Annotated in this window: 14 protein-coding genes; 13 read left to right on the forward strand and 1 reads right to left on the reverse strand. The window is 35.4% G+C overall.

Translation table 11 applies throughout. The features are described 5' to 3' along the window. Window positions 1-289 precede the first annotated feature (289 nt). The 11 genes from CD30_RS17150 (at window position 290) to CD30_RS17200 (ending at window position 12,720) form a co-directional block, all read left to right on the forward strand. Window positions 290-964 (forward strand): response regulator transcription factor, encoded by a 675-nt coding sequence (locus CD30_RS17150; RefSeq protein ID WP_036179715.1) that lies wholly within the window; start codon window positions 290-292, stop codon window positions 962-964. After that, on the forward strand, window positions 954-2,354 hold the full coding sequence (locus CD30_RS17155; RefSeq protein ID WP_036179718.1) for a HAMP domain-containing sensor histidine kinase: 1,401 nt from the start codon (window positions 954-956) through the stop codon (window positions 2,352-2,354). Before CD30_RS17150 ends, CD30_RS17155 begins: the two co-directional genes overlap by 11 nt. 647 nt (window positions 2,355-3,001) lie before the next feature. After that, window positions 3,002-3,637, forward strand: coding sequence for a glycerol-3-phosphate responsive antiterminator (locus CD30_RS17160; RefSeq protein ID WP_235802084.1), 636 nt, complete (start codon window positions 3,002-3,004; stop codon window positions 3,635-3,637). Window positions 3,638-3,825: 188 nt separating this feature from the next. Next, window positions 3,826-5,157, forward strand: coding sequence for an ABC transporter substrate-binding protein (locus CD30_RS17165; RefSeq protein WP_036179719.1), 1,332 nt, complete (start codon window positions 3,826-3,828; stop codon window positions 5,155-5,157). A 115-nt stretch (window positions 5,158-5,272) separates the two neighbouring features. Further along, window positions 5,273-6,184 (forward strand): carbohydrate ABC transporter permease, encoded by a 912-nt coding sequence (locus CD30_RS17170; protein WP_036179720.1) that lies wholly within the window; start codon window positions 5,273-5,275, stop codon window positions 6,182-6,184. Next, window positions 6,177-7,070: a carbohydrate ABC transporter permease gene (locus CD30_RS17175; RefSeq protein WP_036179721.1), complete on the forward strand. Its 894-nt coding sequence runs from the start codon at window positions 6,177-6,179 to the stop codon at window positions 7,068-7,070. Before CD30_RS17170 ends, CD30_RS17175 begins: the two co-directional genes overlap by 8 nt. A gap of 32 nt (window positions 7,071-7,102) precedes the next feature. Beyond that, window positions 7,103-8,227 (forward strand): ABC transporter ATP-binding protein, encoded by a 1,125-nt coding sequence (locus CD30_RS17180; RefSeq protein ID WP_036179722.1) that lies wholly within the window; start codon window positions 7,103-7,105, stop codon window positions 8,225-8,227. Next, on the forward strand, window positions 8,224-8,976 hold the full coding sequence (locus CD30_RS17185) for a glycerophosphodiester phosphodiesterase (RefSeq protein ID WP_036179723.1): 753 nt from the start codon (window positions 8,224-8,226) through the stop codon (window positions 8,974-8,976). Before CD30_RS17180 ends, CD30_RS17185 begins: the two co-directional genes overlap by 4 nt. Before the next feature lie 221 nt (window positions 8,977-9,197). After that, a complete protein-coding gene (locus CD30_RS17190; RefSeq protein ID WP_036179724.1) occupies window positions 9,198-10,034 on the forward strand; it encodes a glycerophosphodiester phosphodiesterase in 837 nt (278 codons plus the stop codon). 306 nt (window positions 10,035-10,340) lie between these two features. Continuing rightward, a complete protein-coding gene (locus CD30_RS17195; RefSeq protein WP_036179726.1) occupies window positions 10,341-11,909 on the forward strand; it encodes an alkaline phosphatase family protein in 1,569 nt (522 codons plus the stop codon). 202 nt (window positions 11,910-12,111) lie between these two features. After that, complete coding sequence (locus tag CD30_RS17200) at window positions 12,112-12,720, forward strand: YdhK family protein (RefSeq protein ID WP_036179728.1); 609 nt, start codon at window positions 12,112-12,114, stop codon at window positions 12,718-12,720. 199 nt (window positions 12,721-12,919) lie between these two features. On the opposite strand, the gene CD30_RS17205 is transcribed toward CD30_RS17200, so the two are convergent. Next, window positions 12,920-13,990: a CdaR family transcriptional regulator gene (locus CD30_RS17205; protein ID WP_235802085.1), complete on the reverse strand. Its 1,071-nt coding sequence runs from the start codon at window positions 13,988-13,990 to the stop codon at window positions 12,920-12,922. Between the two features lie 129 nt (window positions 13,991-14,119). On the opposite strand from CD30_RS17205, the gene CD30_RS17210 reads away from it, so the two are divergent. After that, the gene (locus CD30_RS17210) at window positions 14,120-15,247 is read left to right on the forward strand and encodes a glycerate kinase (protein WP_036179731.1); all 1,128 of its coding nucleotides are present in this window, start codon (window positions 14,120-14,122) and stop codon (window positions 15,245-15,247) included. A 14-nt stretch (window positions 15,248-15,261) separates the two neighbouring features. Then, complete coding sequence (locus tag CD30_RS17215) at window positions 15,262-16,608, forward strand: GntP family permease (protein WP_036179732.1); 1,347 nt, start codon at window positions 15,262-15,264, stop codon at window positions 16,606-16,608. The last annotated feature ends 85 nt before the right edge of the window (window positions 16,609-16,693 follow it).

A 16,693-nucleotide genomic window follows, 5' to 3' on the forward strand; every position in this document is an offset into this window, starting at 1 on the left:
TTGGTTCATTTCACCCAGAAAAATTGTTATTTATTCCGAGACTCTATATGTCTTTTCAGGTATAAATCCGATTGACGGGAGCGTTATCGGTCGCACTATATCTCTCGAACAAAACCTAGTTTAGATGTTCAATGTGTCAAGAATATGTCAAGTAAGTTTAATGTAAAAATATTAATGGCGATGAAGTGGGGGTAAAGATAATAATTATAGGAAGAAAGTGTTTGACTTCTATTTGACTTATTGGCAGGTTAAAGTTGAATTAAGTTAATAAACAAGAGGTGAAATCACCATGAACATATTAGTAGTTGAAGATGAGTACGCAATTAGCCAAGTATTAAAAGCTTATTTAATAAAAGCAAATTATGATGTTGTAGTTGCCGTTGATGGTGAGGAGGCTATTCATAAATTTAAAACGATTGCTCCAGATTTAGTTTTATTAGATGTGATGCTACCGAAAAAAGATGGTTGGGAAGTATTAAAGGAGATACGTAGGGAAAGTAAATGTCCGGTCATTATGTTAACCGCATTAGGGGATGTAAGTTATCGCTTGGACGGTTTAAATAGTGGGGCTGATGATTATATTGCAAAGCCATTCGTTGCCGATGAGGTCATTGCACGCATTAAGGCAGTATTACGAAGGACGCAGTTTGATAATGACCAACCAATAAAAAGATATGGCCAGCTAGAAGTTCATTTAAAGGCCCATCAAGTTACATTAAATAAGAAGAATGTTATTCTAACACCTAGAGATCTATCTGTCCTTTTATTTTTAGCGGAAAACCCAAATCAAACTTTTACAAGGGATCAGCTAATAGAGCATGTTTGGGGATGGGATTACTTAGGTAGTGATCGTGCAGTTGATTTGGCCATTAAGAGAATTAGAAAAGCTTTGAAGGACTGGCCTTCATCAGAAGGTGAAATCAAAACACTACGGGGATTGGGGTATCAGTTCAGTGTCTATTAAAAAGAAAGTATCATTAAAACGCTATTGGACAAGCTGGTATCTTATCACATTGTGTATTGGATTAGTACTTATTGGTATCATATCAGCCCTTTGGATTCGTCATACGACATTAGAAAATCGATTAAATTTAATGACCTTTGCTGCTGAAAGTATGGCTGATAGGGTAGTAGATGGAGATGAACGACCTTTCCCAGGAAAAGAAATGCCAAAGATGTATACTGGTAGGGAAGATCGAATAGACCCGTTTAATTATATTGTGGATTTAGATGGACAAGTGATTTTTAGTGATCGCCCATTTGGCCCAGTTAATGACGCTATATCAATGTCAGTTATAGAAAGCGAGTCTTCAATTCAGAAAATATTAATAGACGAGACGAATTATTATCTTGTGAAAGCACCAATCGTGGTTGATGAGTCAACTATTGGTTGGGTTTTAATGGTAGATTCTGAAAAAATGTTAACAGAAGTAAATCAGGAATATACACAGCTTTTATTGTTCATTATTAGTCTGGGACTGTTAGGGTGGTTAGTCATTACTATTTTATCGAATCGTTTATCAAAACCGATTCAAACTGTTGCAAATGCAGCAAAACAAGTTGCTGAAGGAAATTATCAAATCGAATTACCCCCTGAACGAAAAGAAAAGGAAGTTGACGATTTGATTCAATCTTTTAAGGAAATGACTTTTAAATTAGAGCATCTAGAATCTCTTCGTACCGAGCTTCTCGCAGGAGTGACTCATGAATTGAAAACACCTGTGACATCGATTAGCGGACTTTTGCAAGCGATAAACGATGATGTGGTGACTGGTGATGATGCGAAAGAATTTATCGCCATTTCATTAAAGGAAACCGAAAAAATGAAGAAAATGGTGGAGGATTTATTAGCCTTCAATCAATTTGCTGCAAATGTTCTTGATGTGAATTGTGAAGTACAATTGATTAACGATGTGGTAGAGGAGGCAATTTATAGTTGGGAAATTTCCCAAGATGATAAGAAAATAGAACTGAATGTACATTATTTAAAAAACCCTGTTGAAGTATCGATTGATCCAATTAGATTTCAACAAATTATGACTAATTTGCTAAATAATGCACAGCAAGCTATGGAGGATTCTGGCAAAATCTCTGTTGTTATCTCAGATAATGAATCGAATGTATACATTGATGTTATTGATGTAGGCAATGGGATACCAAAAGAGGAGCAGGATTATATTTTTGAACGTTTTTATCGAGGAAATGAAAAGAAATATAAAGTGCGCGGCTTAGGTCTAGGATTAAGTTTAAGTAAAATGATCGCTCAAGCAATGGGTGGAGATTTGCAGCTTTTAAATACTTCTTCGTTAGGAACTACTTTTCGTATTCATTTAAGTAAAATTTCATCACAATAAATATTAAAGGGGCTGTCCCAAAAGGAAATTTCTTAGCTCTGCTTAAAGGGGGATGATATTTTTTTGATAACAATCAAATTTGAAAGTAGTTGATCTTCGTTTCAGGCGGCGAGTGCATCTGCCGCTTGCGCTTTCGATGCAAAGCAAAGCTTTCCTGCGGGAGCAAAGAATAGAGGAACAAAGGCTAAAACCGCCACGTCCTGTGGCAACGCCTTTGCACCTGCCGCTTACGCTTTCGGTGCAGAAAAAGAGCTGTGACCAACATCCTGTTAGCCCGAGACCCTGCAGAGCAAAGCGAAAGGAGCACCGCTCGCCACTGGATGCGCGTCCGCCTGGAACGGAAATCAACTAACACATATCATAAAAGTATAATTTTGAAATAGTGGTGGATTGTAATTTTCCGCTTATTGGACAGCCCCTATCTTCGTAATACCCCTACCAATACCGATTATCCTGTAAATATTTTCTTATTTTATTAATTGAATTTGAAGCAGTTGTAAAAAAATATAAAGTTTTCATGATATTAATCTTTTAATTAACATCTAATATTAAAATATAGTTAGTCATTTCAATGAATTAATTAGCATTTTTTCTTTGAGGACAACAAAAACGTAAGTAGTCTCTATGATTTGAAAGGAGATAATTTATTGAAAAGTAGATGGGTTATTGAAGATATTATTGAACGTATGAATTCAAAAAAGAAAATTGCCTCTGTCAAAGCAGCGAAAAGTATTGATAATGTATTAAAGTACAAAAACCAAATCAGTGCTGTATTTCTTATAACAGGCTCGATACTAACGGTAAAAAAGTTTGTAGATGTTATTCAAAAAGAAGGAATCCCTGTTTTTATACATGCAGAGAAAGTAAATGGGCTCAATTTAGATAAGGATGGATTAGATTTTCTTGCGAAATATGTAAAACCAGCAGGAATTTTAACGACAAAGACATCATTAATAAAGAAAGCAAAAGAACAAAGAATGTTAGTGGTTCAACGGGTATTTATGATTGATACGGAGGTATACCAAAATGTTTTAGATCAGCATGAAGTCCTTAAACCTGATTTCATTGAGATTATGCCTTCTACATTGTGTCACGTAATACATTCTTACTCGCAAATATTGAAAACCCCGATCATTACGGGGGGCTTACTGTCGACAGAAGAACAAGCTATTGCTGCCATAAAAGCTGGAGCGTTTGCGGTTAGTACAACAAATGAGGAATTATGGAAGAAGGATTTTACAAAAGGAATGGTTGAAAGTAAGGAACATTCACAATTACATTAATTTATACTTAACATTATATTAATACTAGATTAAAATTTCTGCTGAATAATAGATAACGAAAAGTAGATATTAGGGTGCGCTAAGAGAGACCAATGAAAAATCTTGTTTCATTTTATTGAAACAGGCAATTTTTTATTGGTCTCTTTATATTTATCCTAGTCTATTTTGAAAACCTAGGAGGGAAAAACGTGAAAAAGTTTAGAGCATTATTTGTACTTATTTCTTTAATCACCCTATTAGCAGCATGTAGCGGTGAAACATCGAATGAAACTTCCAACGACAGTGGGAAAATTGAACTAACGTTTTGGCATTCAATGGGTGGTAATGGCGGTGAAGGCGTCGAGGAACTAGTCAAGCGTTTTAATGAACAAAGTGACACTGTACATGTTACAGCAGAATATCAAGGATCTTATGATGATACGCTAACGAAACTAAGAAATGCAACGAATGGATCTAATGTTGGTGCTGACGTTGTGCAAGTTTTCGAAGTTGGCGCTCGTAATATGATTGATTCTGGTTTAATTGTACCAGTACAAGAATATATCGATAAAACAGGTTATGACATTAATCAAATCGAACCAAACCTTGCAGCATATTACACAATTGATGGTAAATTAAATTCAATGCCATTTAACTCTTCTACACCATTATTATATTACAACAAAGATATGTTTGAAAAAGCGGGCATCGAAGAAGCTCCATCTAGCTTAGAAGAATTAAAGGAAATTGCTCCAAAATTGATGGGAGATGGTGGAGCAAATATGGCCATTTCTATGTCAATATATGGATGGTGGTTTGACCAATGGATGAGTAAACAGGAAATGGATATGTTCAATAACGGAAACGGACGTGAATCAACACCAACGAAAGTAATTTTTGATGAAAACAAAGGGATTCAAAATGCTTTAGTAGCATGGAAAGAATTATTTGATGCTGGTTATGCACCAAATGTAGGTCGAAAAGGTGGACAACCTGAATTTGTATCTGGAGAATCAGCGATGACTTTCGCCTCCACTGCAAGTTTAAGAAATATTTTAGATGAGGTTGGCGACAAATTTGAAGTTGGGACTGCTTACTTCCCTGGAATTAATGAAGAAGATGCAGGTGGTGTTTCAATCGGTGGAGCATCTCTATACATGATTGATTCAGGCGATGAGGCGAAGAAAGATGCTACATGGGAATTCATTGAATTTATGATTTCACCTGAATCTCAGGCATATTGGAATGCAAAAACAGGTTATTTCCCAATTACAATTGCTGCCCATGATCAACAGGAATTCAAGGAAAATCTAGAGAAGTATCCTCAATTCCAAACAGCGATTGATCAATTACACGATTCGAATGCAGAGGCTCAAGGTGGATTAAGTACAGTTTATCAAGAAATTAGACAAATCGAAGAAGCTGAACTTGAGAATATGCTGAATGGAAGTACGACTCCGGAACAAGCAGCTCAAAATATAGCGAATCAAGCAAATACAGCCATTGAAAATTATAACCGTGTCAATAATGTAGGCAACTAAGTCTACGATGAAAATGGAAAGCCTTGCATCCTTTTTCTTCTTATCCATTCGGAAGAAAAGGGACAAGGCTTCCTAAAGAATATTTATTTTACTTAAGAAAGGTGAAATTGGCTCCATGGAACTTTCTAAAAAGTTAAAACGTACCCCTCGCAAAAAAGAAAGAAAAGAGCCGCTCATACTGAAAGTCGAGCCATATACGTATTTAATTCCGGCTGCTTTGATTATGGGGCTTTTTACTTTCTGGCCATTTTTCCAGACAATTATACGAAGTCTTTATTTGACGGATAATTTAGGGAGAAATGCTTTATTTGTTGGATTTGAAAATTATATCGAACTTTTCACAAGCAGTTCTTTCTATAATAGTGTCCTAATAACTGTTCTCTTTGTAATCATTGTAGTAGTGGTTGGGGTAGTTTTAGGATTTTGTACAGCCCTTTTGTGCCAGCGAACTTTTCCGGGTATTCGTTTTTTCTCAGCTGCCTATGCATTGCCAATGGCTGTTGCTTCCAGTGGGATTGCACTAGTGTTCCTTGTAATGTTGAATCAAAGTATTGGCATTGTGAATCAGATGTTAGGAACGAACATTAATTGGTTAGCAGATCCAAATTATGCTTTGCTAAGCATTGGTGTACTTACAGGTTGGTTAAACAGTGGCATAAATTTTCTTTATTTTAGTGCTGGATTGGCTGGTATTGACCGTTCATTATATGAGAGTGCTTCTATTGATGGAGCAAATCGTTGGAATAAGTTTAGGTTTGTCACTATACCAAGCTTAAAACCTATCACTTTTTTTGTAGTAGTTACGAATGTCATCAATGCTTTCCAAGGGTTTGCTCAAATCAAAATTTTAACAAGCGGGGGACCTGGTGAATCGACAAATGTAATTGTATATGACATTTATCGAAATGCTTTCATGAATTACCGCTATGGCTATGCTTCAGCAGAATCTATTGTGTTGTTTATTATCGTGATGATATTGACGATTATTATGTTCAAAATGAGTAAAGGAGGAAGAATCAATGCTTAGTAGCAGTGAATTGAAAACTGTACCGAAAAAGAAAAATAAAGTTTTAGTAAGCATTGGTTGGAGAAAGGTATGGAATTGGAAAACCATTACTTTGCTTTTAGTCAACATTATTGTCGTGCTGATTACTCTTTTTCCTTTACTTTATGCCGTAAGCATGTCTTTGAAATCACCTTCAGAGATTTATCAGCAGAATGCATCCTTCTTTCCAGAAACGCCCGTTTTTTCAAATTACTTAGATGTATTTAAAACGGCACCGATTGCAACTTACATTCAAAATTCGTTAATCGTTTCAATTGCGATAACCGTCTCGCAAATTATTACTTCAGTTTTTGCAGCTTTCAGTTTTCATTTTTTGAAATTCAAAGGGAATAAAATAGTTTTTGCTTTAATAATGGCCACTATGATGGTTCCAGGGGAAGCAGTAATTGTTTCACAATATCTCATGGTAAGTGAATGGGGATGGATCGATTCTTTTAGAGTTTTAATCATTCCATTTATGACTTCAGCGCTTGGTATTTTCCTTTTCCGACAAGCGTTGCATACTTTTCCAATGGAAATATACGAATCAGCTAGAATGGACGGTTGTTCTAACATCCGTTTTATTTTTAAAATATTGATTCCACTTCTACGGCCAACAATTGGAGCCTTGTCTGTGCAATCATTCCTTGGTGCATGGAACATGTATATGTGGCCACTATTGGTTACGAATTCGGATGAATATCGCACAGTGCAAATCGGGATTAGCATGCTAAACAGTATCGATTCCCAATCAATTGTCCTTATGTTAGCAGGAGTCGTAGTGTGTATGCTGCCTTCGTTAATTATCTTTATTTTCGGACAAAAAAATATGATAAAAGGGTTAACATCGGGCGCTGTGAAAGGATAATTCAACTGTGAACTTGGAGAGGAGAAGAGCAAATGGCGAATCTGTTATTAAAGGAAGTATCAAAAATATACGATGGGGGAGTTACCGCAGTTCATCATATCAATTTAGATATTAAGGATAAAGAATTTATCGTCTTAGTCGGTCCATCAGGCTGTGGCAAATCCACTACATTACGTATGATTGCAGGTTTGGAAAACATTAGTGACGGAGAGCTTTTTATAGGTGACAAATTGGTTAATACCATTCCTTCTAAAGACAGGGATATTGCCATGGTTTTTCAAAACTATGCATTATATCCTCATATGACTGTAAGAGAAAATATGGGGTTTGCATTAAAAATGAAAAAGGTTTCTAAATCTGAAATCAATGAAAAAGTAGAAAAAGTCGCAGAGATTTTAGAGTTGAAAGATTACTTGAATCGAAAACCTGGTGCTTTGTCTGGAGGGCAAAGACAGCGTGTCGCTTTAGGTCGTGCAATGGTACGTAACCCAAAAGTGTTCTTGCTTGATGAGCCATTGTCTAATTTAGATGCGAAACTTCGCGTTACGATGCGTTCAGAAATTGTTAAATTGCATCGTCAACTTGAAACAACATTTGTTTATGTTACCCACGATCAAACAGAAGCAATGACTATGGGAGACCGTATAGCAGTAATGCGCGGTGGTATATTGGAGCAATTCGATACACCACGTAATTTATATAAATATCCAAAGAATCTATTCGTAGCACAATTTATTGGTAGCCCGCAAATGAATATCTTTAAGGCGAAGCTGCTTCAGGGAAAAGAGGGTGTAACTATTTCGATTGCTGGACAAAACACGGTTTTGCCAACATCAATTTTAGATAGGTTGGAGTATGACAGTGAAATGGAAGATGTCTATTTAGGAGTTCGTCCAGAAGCCTTTCATTTTACTGAACAAGAATCTGAAAGTGAAATCGTTCTAGATATTGAAGTGAAGAATGTTGAGCAAGTTGGTAGTGATACTTATGTCTATTTTGACCATTCGGATGCAAATAAAGATCTAGTTGCGCGACTCAATCCCGCACGTGATGTCCTTTATGGCGACAAAGTTAAGCTTTCGTTTAATTTGGATTCTATATATCTGTTTGATATTGAAAGCGAAGAAACAATCCTGCGAAATGGAGAATTAGTATGACGAAAATTATAGCGCATAGAGGATACGCATTGCTTTACCCTGAAAATACAAAAGTGGCGTTTGATGCAGCCTATCATGAACATTCACAAGGTTTCGAGCTAGATGTACACTTAACAAAAGACGGTGAAGTAGTCATTTGCCATGATGATAAAATTGACCGTACTTCAAATGGTAGTGGTTTTATTAAGGATTACACAGTAGAGGAATTGAAGAGTTTTGACTTTGCAGCGAAATTCCCTGTTAACGATTTATACCGACATACCCATGCAGAACAGATTATGACCCTAAGAGAATACTTCGAATGGCTTGACGGAAAAAACATAGAGACAAATATTGAATTAAAAACGAATGTTTTTCAGTATGAAGGCATTGAAAAGAAGATTAATAGTTTAATTCAGGAATTCGGACAGCAGGAAAGCGTAATTGTTTCTTCATTTAATCATAAAAGCATACTACGAATGAAGCAAGAAAACCCTTCATTATTATGTGGTTTCTTAACTATGTACGGTATGCTCGAGCCAGGGGAGTACTGCCGGAAGTACGGTGTCGAATACTATCATCCATACCATTTAACAATCGATGAAGATACAATACTTGATTGTCAGAAAAATGGAGTCCAAATAAATGCATGGACGCCGAATGATGCAGAAAGTATAAAAAAAATTCTTGATCTACAAGTGTCAAGAATTATTACAGATGAACCCAAACTGGCATTACAACTGAAAAAAGAAATGTTGCTTACTGAATAAGGAACACAATGAGTCTTTTCTAAGATGGTGTTCTGTGGAACTAATCTTTGCATAGATGTTGTCCCATTTTTTTCAAGGTATGCCTTTAATTTATATATAACTTAAAGTGAAATAATGAAAACATATGATTTATTCGTATATATAAGTTTTTGAATCTATGAATCTATTATTAGATTACATTCATTTATTTTTTAATCACAATTTTAAGGAGATTTCTTTATATGAAACGAAAGATAACGGTCTTTTTGTTAGTAGCCACATTTTTACTCGTTTCAACCATGCTTTTTTCCTTTGTAGAGGGTACTATGCCGGAAGAAGGCCGAGGAGAATTAATAAGCATCTCCCATCGTGGTGCATCTGCCTATGCTCCTGAAAATACATTGGCTGCTTTTCGTAAAGGAGTCGAAATGCATTCCGATTTTATTGAAATTGATGTTCAATTGTCAAAAGATGGCGTGCCAGTAATTATCCATGATGACACTTTGGATAGAACGACAGATGGTGAAGGAAGCGTTTCTGCCTATACATTGAAAGAGCTGAAATGTCTTGATGCAGGCAGCTGGTTTGGTGAAGAATACTCCAATGAAAGAATTCCTACATTAGATGAGGTGTTAGAAGAATTTGGAGGTAAGATTAGTATTTTAGTAGAGCTGAAGTCACCTGAACTTTATCCAGGAGTTGAAGAAAAAGTGGCATCTGCTTTAAAAGACCATCATTTAGTTAACTCTACAAAAAATGATATTATTATACAATCCTTCAATCACGCATCAATACAAAAATCGAAAGAATTATTGCCTGAAATCCCTCATGGTGTATTAGTTGGCAATAATTGGGCAAATATTTCTGATAGACAGTTAGAAGAATTTGCTACCTATGCAGATTATATTAATCCTAATTTTAATATTGTTACAAAAGAGCTTGTGGAACGTGTTCATAATGTAGGGATGAAAATGTATCCATATACAATAAAGAAACAATCTGAAGCGGACAAGCTATATAGACTTGGTGTAGACGGAATTATAACAGATTATCCTGAATACGCGGACATTGGAGAGTAACAAAAAGAAAATGAAGGTAACATTTAGTAAGTAGAAATAATATGTTACTACCAATATATTAGAGCTACATACATTCAAATCAAAGAGCTAGAGGTGACTAATTCACCTCTAGCTCTTTTTAGTTCTAAAGGCAAAATTAATTTCCATATTCCTATTGGATTTTGTCCATGTTATCGGAACTCTATATATAGAGTTTGATAATCATAATTCATTTAAACTCGAATTAAAATATTAATTTCTTCAAACATTACTTATAAAAATATAACCATACTATAGTTGTTACTTAATCGAAAAAAAGGTGATTATATGAAACGTAAAATTGTAATTGGGTTTATTCTATTTATCGCACTTTGTGGCATTGTTGTGTTATCGATATCCATTTCACCGACAAAAAAACTAGAGAATATTCAGATTAATCCTGCGAAAAAGCCTGTAATAATGATGACCGTTGATTCGTTAATGAATGAGCCATTACAAAAAGCGATTAAAGAAGGGAAAGCTCCAGCTTTTTCATTTTTAATCAATAATGGAACTTTTATTGAGGAAGTAATTAGTTCCTATCCTACAATGTCCGTTACGATTGATAGCACTATTTTAACAGGGACGTATGCAGATCAACATAAAATACCAGGGTTGATTTGGTTTAATGAAGATGAAAATCGAATTGTAAGTTATGGTAGTGGATTTAGAGAAATATGGAATAATGGCGTTAAAAATGTTGGAGCCGATAGTATTATCCATCTTAACAAAACCCATTTAAGTAAAGATGTTGAAACAGTTTATGAAGCATTGGAAAAAGATGATCGACAATCAGCATCGATTAATGGGCTTTTATATAGGGGAAATATACCTCATCAACTAACTGTACCTAAATTGATTTCATTCGCTAATCTTTTACCAAAGAAAATAGAAATAAGTGGTCCAACATTAATTTCACTTGGTGTATTGTCACAGTATAGTCCAGAGAATCATTTTCATAAATTTATCTGGAACAAAATGGGCGTTAATGATCATTTTACCGTTAATGAATTAAGTTATTTAATAGAGCATAATAAGTTGCCAGCTTTTACATTTGCTTATCTTCCGGATTTAGATAAAAGGGTACACAAATATGGTCCAGATGATTTAAATGGAATTGAAAAAGCAAATCAATCCCTTCAAGAAATATTCAATAATTATTCTTCATGGGATGAAGCAATTCAAGAGTTAACGTGGATTATTTTAGGAGATAGTGGTCAATCACTTGTGAAAAAAGAACAGGATTTTGCTTTAGTGAATTTAAATGAATTGTTGAAGGATTATTCAAATTGGGATAAGGAAAATACAGACGCACAGCTTGCTATTGCTACTAATGAACGAATGGCCTACATTAGCATAAATGATCAACAATTGGAGTTAATTGATATTGTGAACAGCTTAAAAACTGATGAACGGATTGGCTTCATTGCTTGGAAAGATGGAGAAACGAATCATGTTGTGAGTCCACAAAGCAGTGAAGAATTAATATTTTCGAAAAATGGTTCCTATATCGATGAGTATGAGCAATTATGGGATATTGAAGGGGATATTACGATATTGGATTTAACCGTTACTGAGGAAGGGTTGATTCAATATAATAGCTATCCAGATGCACTGGCAAGATTATATGGAGCGCTTCATTCTCAGGAAGGACGTATTATAGTTGTAGATGCAGAGCCTTCTTATGAATTTATTGACGAGCATAGTAAAGACCATGCTGGTGGAGGTGCACATGGATCGTTGCATAAAGTCGATTCGATTGTTCCATTAATTATAACGGGGACTGATGAACTTCCCGAACACAATCGATTAATTAATATAAAAGAATGGATACTTGAACTAGTGAGTGGCTCATAAAGTTTTGACCACTCTTTTTTATACTGAAATGTTACGAATAGGTATTCTCCTAATAATTATTGTTTTTTTGGATACAATTACATATTGGAGAGTATAAATTGAATCAACCGTATCACTAAAAATTGATTATCCTATAATTGCATAATGCAAGCCTACAATTCCATTATAAGTTGGAAAGTACAAGTATTCGGAGGGATTTCTAATGACAAATAAAATAATGTTTGGTTTTTTATCATTAACAGCGGCACTTACACTTACTGCATGTGCAGGAAATCATAATGAGGGAGCAGTTGAGGAGAGTGCTACTCAAGAAGTTGTACAAACAAATGCTACAGCGGCGCATGAAGGGCATGAAGTGAATGACGAGGGCCATTCTCATATGAATCATTCAGGTTCAGGAGATGTACCAGAAGGTTTAATGGAAGCGGAAAATCCAACATTTCCAATTGGAAGTAAAGCAATTATTCAAGCCGATCATATGACTGGAATGAAGGGAGCTGAAGCGACAATAGTAGGTGCATATAATACAATTGTTTATACTGTATCATATAAACCAACCACTGGCGGTGCTCCAGTGACAAATCATAAGTGGGTAATTCAAGAAGAATTAGAAGGTGTAGGTAAAGAACCTTTAAATCCAGGAGATGAAGTAATTTTGAATGCAGACCATATGGAAGGTATGAAGGGGGCAACTGCAACGATTGATTCTGCTGAAGAAACTACTGTTTATATGGTTGATTATATTGCTACAACAGGTGAAAAAGTTAAAAATCATAAATGGGTAACTGAAAGTGAATTAGCTGCGCAATAATTATTTGGCGCATTAATGGAAAATCAGAACTGGGTTTCTATTGGATAAGAACAAACTGATTACATGAGGGGCGTTGGGCTGCTCATGATTGGATGATTAACAACTGGTGAGAAGAACTTAATAAAATAACGTCTAACTAAATTCGCACCTAAAAATAAAAAGTAATTATTTTTAGGTGCTTTTCTTTATTATATAGACTTCAGCGTTGGTTATTTAGAGTGAGTGCTAGTTTTAACAAAAAAGCGTCTTCAAAATTTTGCGGATCATAACCAGTTATTGCATAAACTTTGTTTAAGCGATATGTCAATGTATGGCGATGAATCTTTAATTTGTCTGCGCATATATTTAACTGTAAATTACTTTCAAAAAAAGTAAGGAGCGTTACAATCAATTTTTCAGTTAAGCCATTAATTTTTGTTAAAAACTTATTAATCTCAATAGTTTTACTATTTTTAAATAAAGTATATAATTCTACTTCCTCAAAATAAGTGACAGGTTGATTTTCATCTGAATATGTAAGTGCCGTTTTTGCTCCGTTAAAGGCATAGGACAATTCTTCAATTTCATTAACAGTTGGGCTAACTCCAATATAGATTTCAAACTTATTCTGAAGCTTGGTAATCTGTTGAATCGTTTCTTTTGAATTCGTTATAGAACTCCCACATAGGAAAAGATAATATTCATTTAAATGTAATTGACCAAAGAGTGCTGACTGTCTATAAAGAATGTTTTCGATATTAAGTGATAGTGTATTGGAAGATACTTCTTTCATTTGTTTAATGAGCACTATTTTAAATGGTCCCACTAATGGAAAAGGAAGTTTTTGTATTCGTTCATTAAATGCGTAATCTTTAGGAATTTCATCAATCAATGCTTTGAAAATGAAGTCCCCATTTTTTCTCTGCCATTCACTTTTACTTTCCATTAGTACTTGGTGAACCATCATTTCTGTAGTCATTTGTACTAAATTTGCAATTTCTTGTAGGTCATTTGGGTTTCCTGTAATCCCAATTACCCCGATAATTTTATCGTTAAATTTAATTGGTAAATTGATACCAGGTTTACAATTATAAAATTCTTTTGAAAGTGTTTCATCTATTAAAACTGGCATACCAGTTTTCGCTACTTGAATAGCGCCCTCATGAATAGAATCAATCCGCTCTTTATCTCCTGAAGCTAATATCACACCATCTACACTAATGACATTTATATTGTGATGAAGTCTCAGCATTGTTTGATGGACAATTTCCTCTGCTAATTTAATCGACAACAATTTTATACACCCCGTATAAAAACAAATCTGTACTAATACAGTTAATTTATACACCCATTATAATGCTTTTATGTAATGACTGTCACTATAATAATTGTAACCGCTTTAATAGAAAGGGTGAAGAGGATGAAAGTAGTAATTAGTCCAGACTCTTTTAAAGGGACATTAACAGCACTCGAAGCAGCTCAAGCCATCGAACAGGGTGTTAAGCGTGCAAATTCAGAAGTAGAGACGCTATTGCTACCTGTTGCAGATGGCGGAGAGGGAACGATGGATGCACTTGTTTTAGCAACAAATGGTTACTACGTTAAAACAAACGTACTTGATCCTCTTGGACGTGAAATAGAAGCTTCCTTTGGTGTACTTGGCAATCAGTCAACTTGTGTCATTGAAATGGCTTCAGCTTCAGGTATCATACTGTTGCATAACAATGAAAGAAATCCGAAAATTGCATCAAGTTATGGAACTGGTCAGTTAATTAAATCTGCACTAGATCAAGGTTTTAGAGATTTTATTATTTGTATTGGTGGTAGTGCAACAAATGATGCTGGTGTTGGAATGTTAAGAGCTTTGGGACTGCGTTTATTAGATGAAAATGGACATGATGTACAAAAATCAATTGATGGTTTATATGAAGTGAAAAGCTTAGATTTTTTGAATTGGGACACAAGATTGAATGATTCAAAGGTTGCCATAGCTTGTGATGTAGATAATCCATTAGTTGGTGAAAAAGGAGCAACGGCTATCTTCGGTCCTCAAAAAGGTGTAAAGGCTGATGAGATTGAGTATTTTGATCATGCATTAATACATTGGGCGAATGTTGTAGAAAGAGATTTAGGAATCCGCTTACATGATTATCAAGGCGCGGGAGCCGCTGGTGGGATGGGAGGAGCATTAATTGCGTTTCTTAACGGGCAATTTCATCAAGGGATTCAATTAGTGTTAGGTGTTATGAATTATCGTGAGAAAGTACAAGATGCACAATTCATTATGACTGGTGAAGGAAAATCGGATCGACAAACATTGCATGGAAAAGCTCCAATGGGCGTTTTACATTGTGCAAAAGAATTTCATATTCCAACCATTTTACTTTCGGGCAGTATTGATGAACTAGATAAAGAAATGTTAGCACAACACTTTCATGAAGTTGTATCAGTAGTGAATGAATCTGTTTCACCTGAAATGGCGATGAGAGAAGCTTCTAACTATTTGTCTCAGAGGGCATATGAAACGTTTTATCATTTAATAGATTAAGGGGGAGAAAGGGAATGTTATATTTCATCATATTAATAGGGGTATTGTTTGTCGTATTTGCGACTGCAAAATTAAAATTACATCCGTTTTTAGCATTAATTTTAAGTTCATTCTTTGTTGGTATTGCGAGCGGAATGCCATTATTAGATGTTGTAACGAATATTAATAGTGGTTTTGGAAGTTTAATGACGAGCATTGGGATTGTCATTGTAGCAGGGACAATGATTGGCGTAATACTAGAGCGTTCTGGGGCGGCCCTTCGAATGGCAGAGGTTGTGCTTCGAATTGTTGGGCCAAAACGTCCGCAATTAGCAATGTCTATCATTGGTTATATCGTCTCAATACCAGTATTTTGTGATTCAGCATTTATTATTTTATCTAGTTTACAAAAATCATTAGCAAAACGAGCAAAGGTAACAGTTGCTTCCATGGGGGTTGCGTTGGCAACAGGTTTATATGCTACACATGTTCTTGTTCCGCCAACACCAGGACCAATTGCAGCCGCAGGTAATATTGGGGCTACGGATTATTTAGGTACGGTTATACTGGTAGGTTTAATAGTTGCAATTCCGGCGACATTTGTAGGGTATTTATGGGCAGTGAAAGTGGCTTCTAAAATTCAAGTGCCTTTAGATCAAGAAGAGACCCTTGATTACGAAGAAGTGGTTAAAAATTTTGGTGAAATGCCATCAACATTTAAATCATTTTTACCGATTGTTCTTCCAATTATTTTGATCGGTATCGGTTCTATTGCTGCATTAGTTGGTGATCCGGAATCTACAATCAACATGATTTTACGCTTCTTAGGTAGTCCGATAGTTGCGTTGTTGTTAGGTGTATTTGCGGCATTTCCATTACTTCCAAAGTTAAATGAAGAAACTTTAACTGGTTGGATTGGGGATAGTTTAAAAGATGCAGCTCCTATTTTATTAATTACAGCAGCGGGTGGCTCTTTCGGTACAGTTATTAAGGAGACTGGTGTCGGCGATATGTTGCAACAAATGGATTTAGGTGCTTTAGCAACAGGTTCTCTGTTTTTATTAGTTCCATTTATTATTGCAGCAGCTCTTAAAACAGCACAAGGTTCATCGACAACAGCTTTAGTAATCACATCTACTTTAGTAGCACCAATGTTAGTAACTGCTGGAATTGAAGGGGCACTTCCATTGGCATTAGTTGTAATGGCTATTGGTGCTGGAGCCATGACTGTTTCTCACGTAAACGACAGCTTCTTCTGGGTAGTAACGCAGTATAGTGGAATGGAAGTAACTCAAGCCTATAAAGCGCAAACGATGGCCACGCTTTTACAGGGTGTAACTACGATTGTATTCACAATCATTTTATGGATGATATTTGTATAATAGTCAAGGCATACTTGCATTTATGCAAGTATGCTCAGACTGTAGACAAACTCAAAAATTTGAGATTGTCTACAGTCTTTTTTCT

Origin of the sequence: Ureibacillus massiliensis 4400831 = CIP 108448 = CCUG 49529, assembly GCF_000772965.1 — a bacterium.
GTDB classification, from domain to species: Bacteria; Bacillota; Bacilli; order Bacillales_A; family Planococcaceae; genus Ureibacillus; species Ureibacillus massiliensis.

Coding starts and splice junctions, on each gene's coding strand:
- CD30_RS17180 (WP_036179722.1), top strand. CDS start 7,103: ATGGCGAATCTGTTATTAAAGGAAGTATCAAAAATATACGATGGGGGA.
- CD30_RS17195 (WP_036179726.1), top strand. CDS start 10,341: ATGAAACGTAAAATTGTAATTGGGTTTATTCTATTTATCGCACTTTGT.
- CD30_RS17170 (WP_036179720.1), top strand. CDS start 5,273: ATGGAACTTTCTAAAAAGTTAAAACGTACCCCTCGCAAAAAAGAAAGA.
- CD30_RS17150 (WP_036179715.1), top strand. CDS start 290: ATGAACATATTAGTAGTTGAAGATGAGTACGCAATTAGCCAAGTATTA.
- CD30_RS17175 (WP_036179721.1), top strand. CDS start 6,177: ATGCTTAGTAGCAGTGAATTGAAAACTGTACCGAAAAAGAAAAATAAA.
- CD30_RS17190 (WP_036179724.1), top strand. CDS start 9,198: ATGAAACGAAAGATAACGGTCTTTTTGTTAGTAGCCACATTTTTACTC.
- CD30_RS17185 (WP_036179723.1), top strand. CDS start 8,224: ATGACGAAAATTATAGCGCATAGAGGATACGCATTGCTTTACCCTGAA.
- CD30_RS17200 (WP_036179728.1), top strand. CDS start 12,112: ATGACAAATAAAATAATGTTTGGTTTTTTATCATTAACAGCGGCACTT.
- CD30_RS17215 (WP_036179732.1), top strand. CDS start 15,262: ATGTTATATTTCATCATATTAATAGGGGTATTGTTTGTCGTATTTGCG.
- CD30_RS17210 (WP_036179731.1), top strand. CDS start 14,120: ATGAAAGTAGTAATTAGTCCAGACTCTTTTAAAGGGACATTAACAGCA.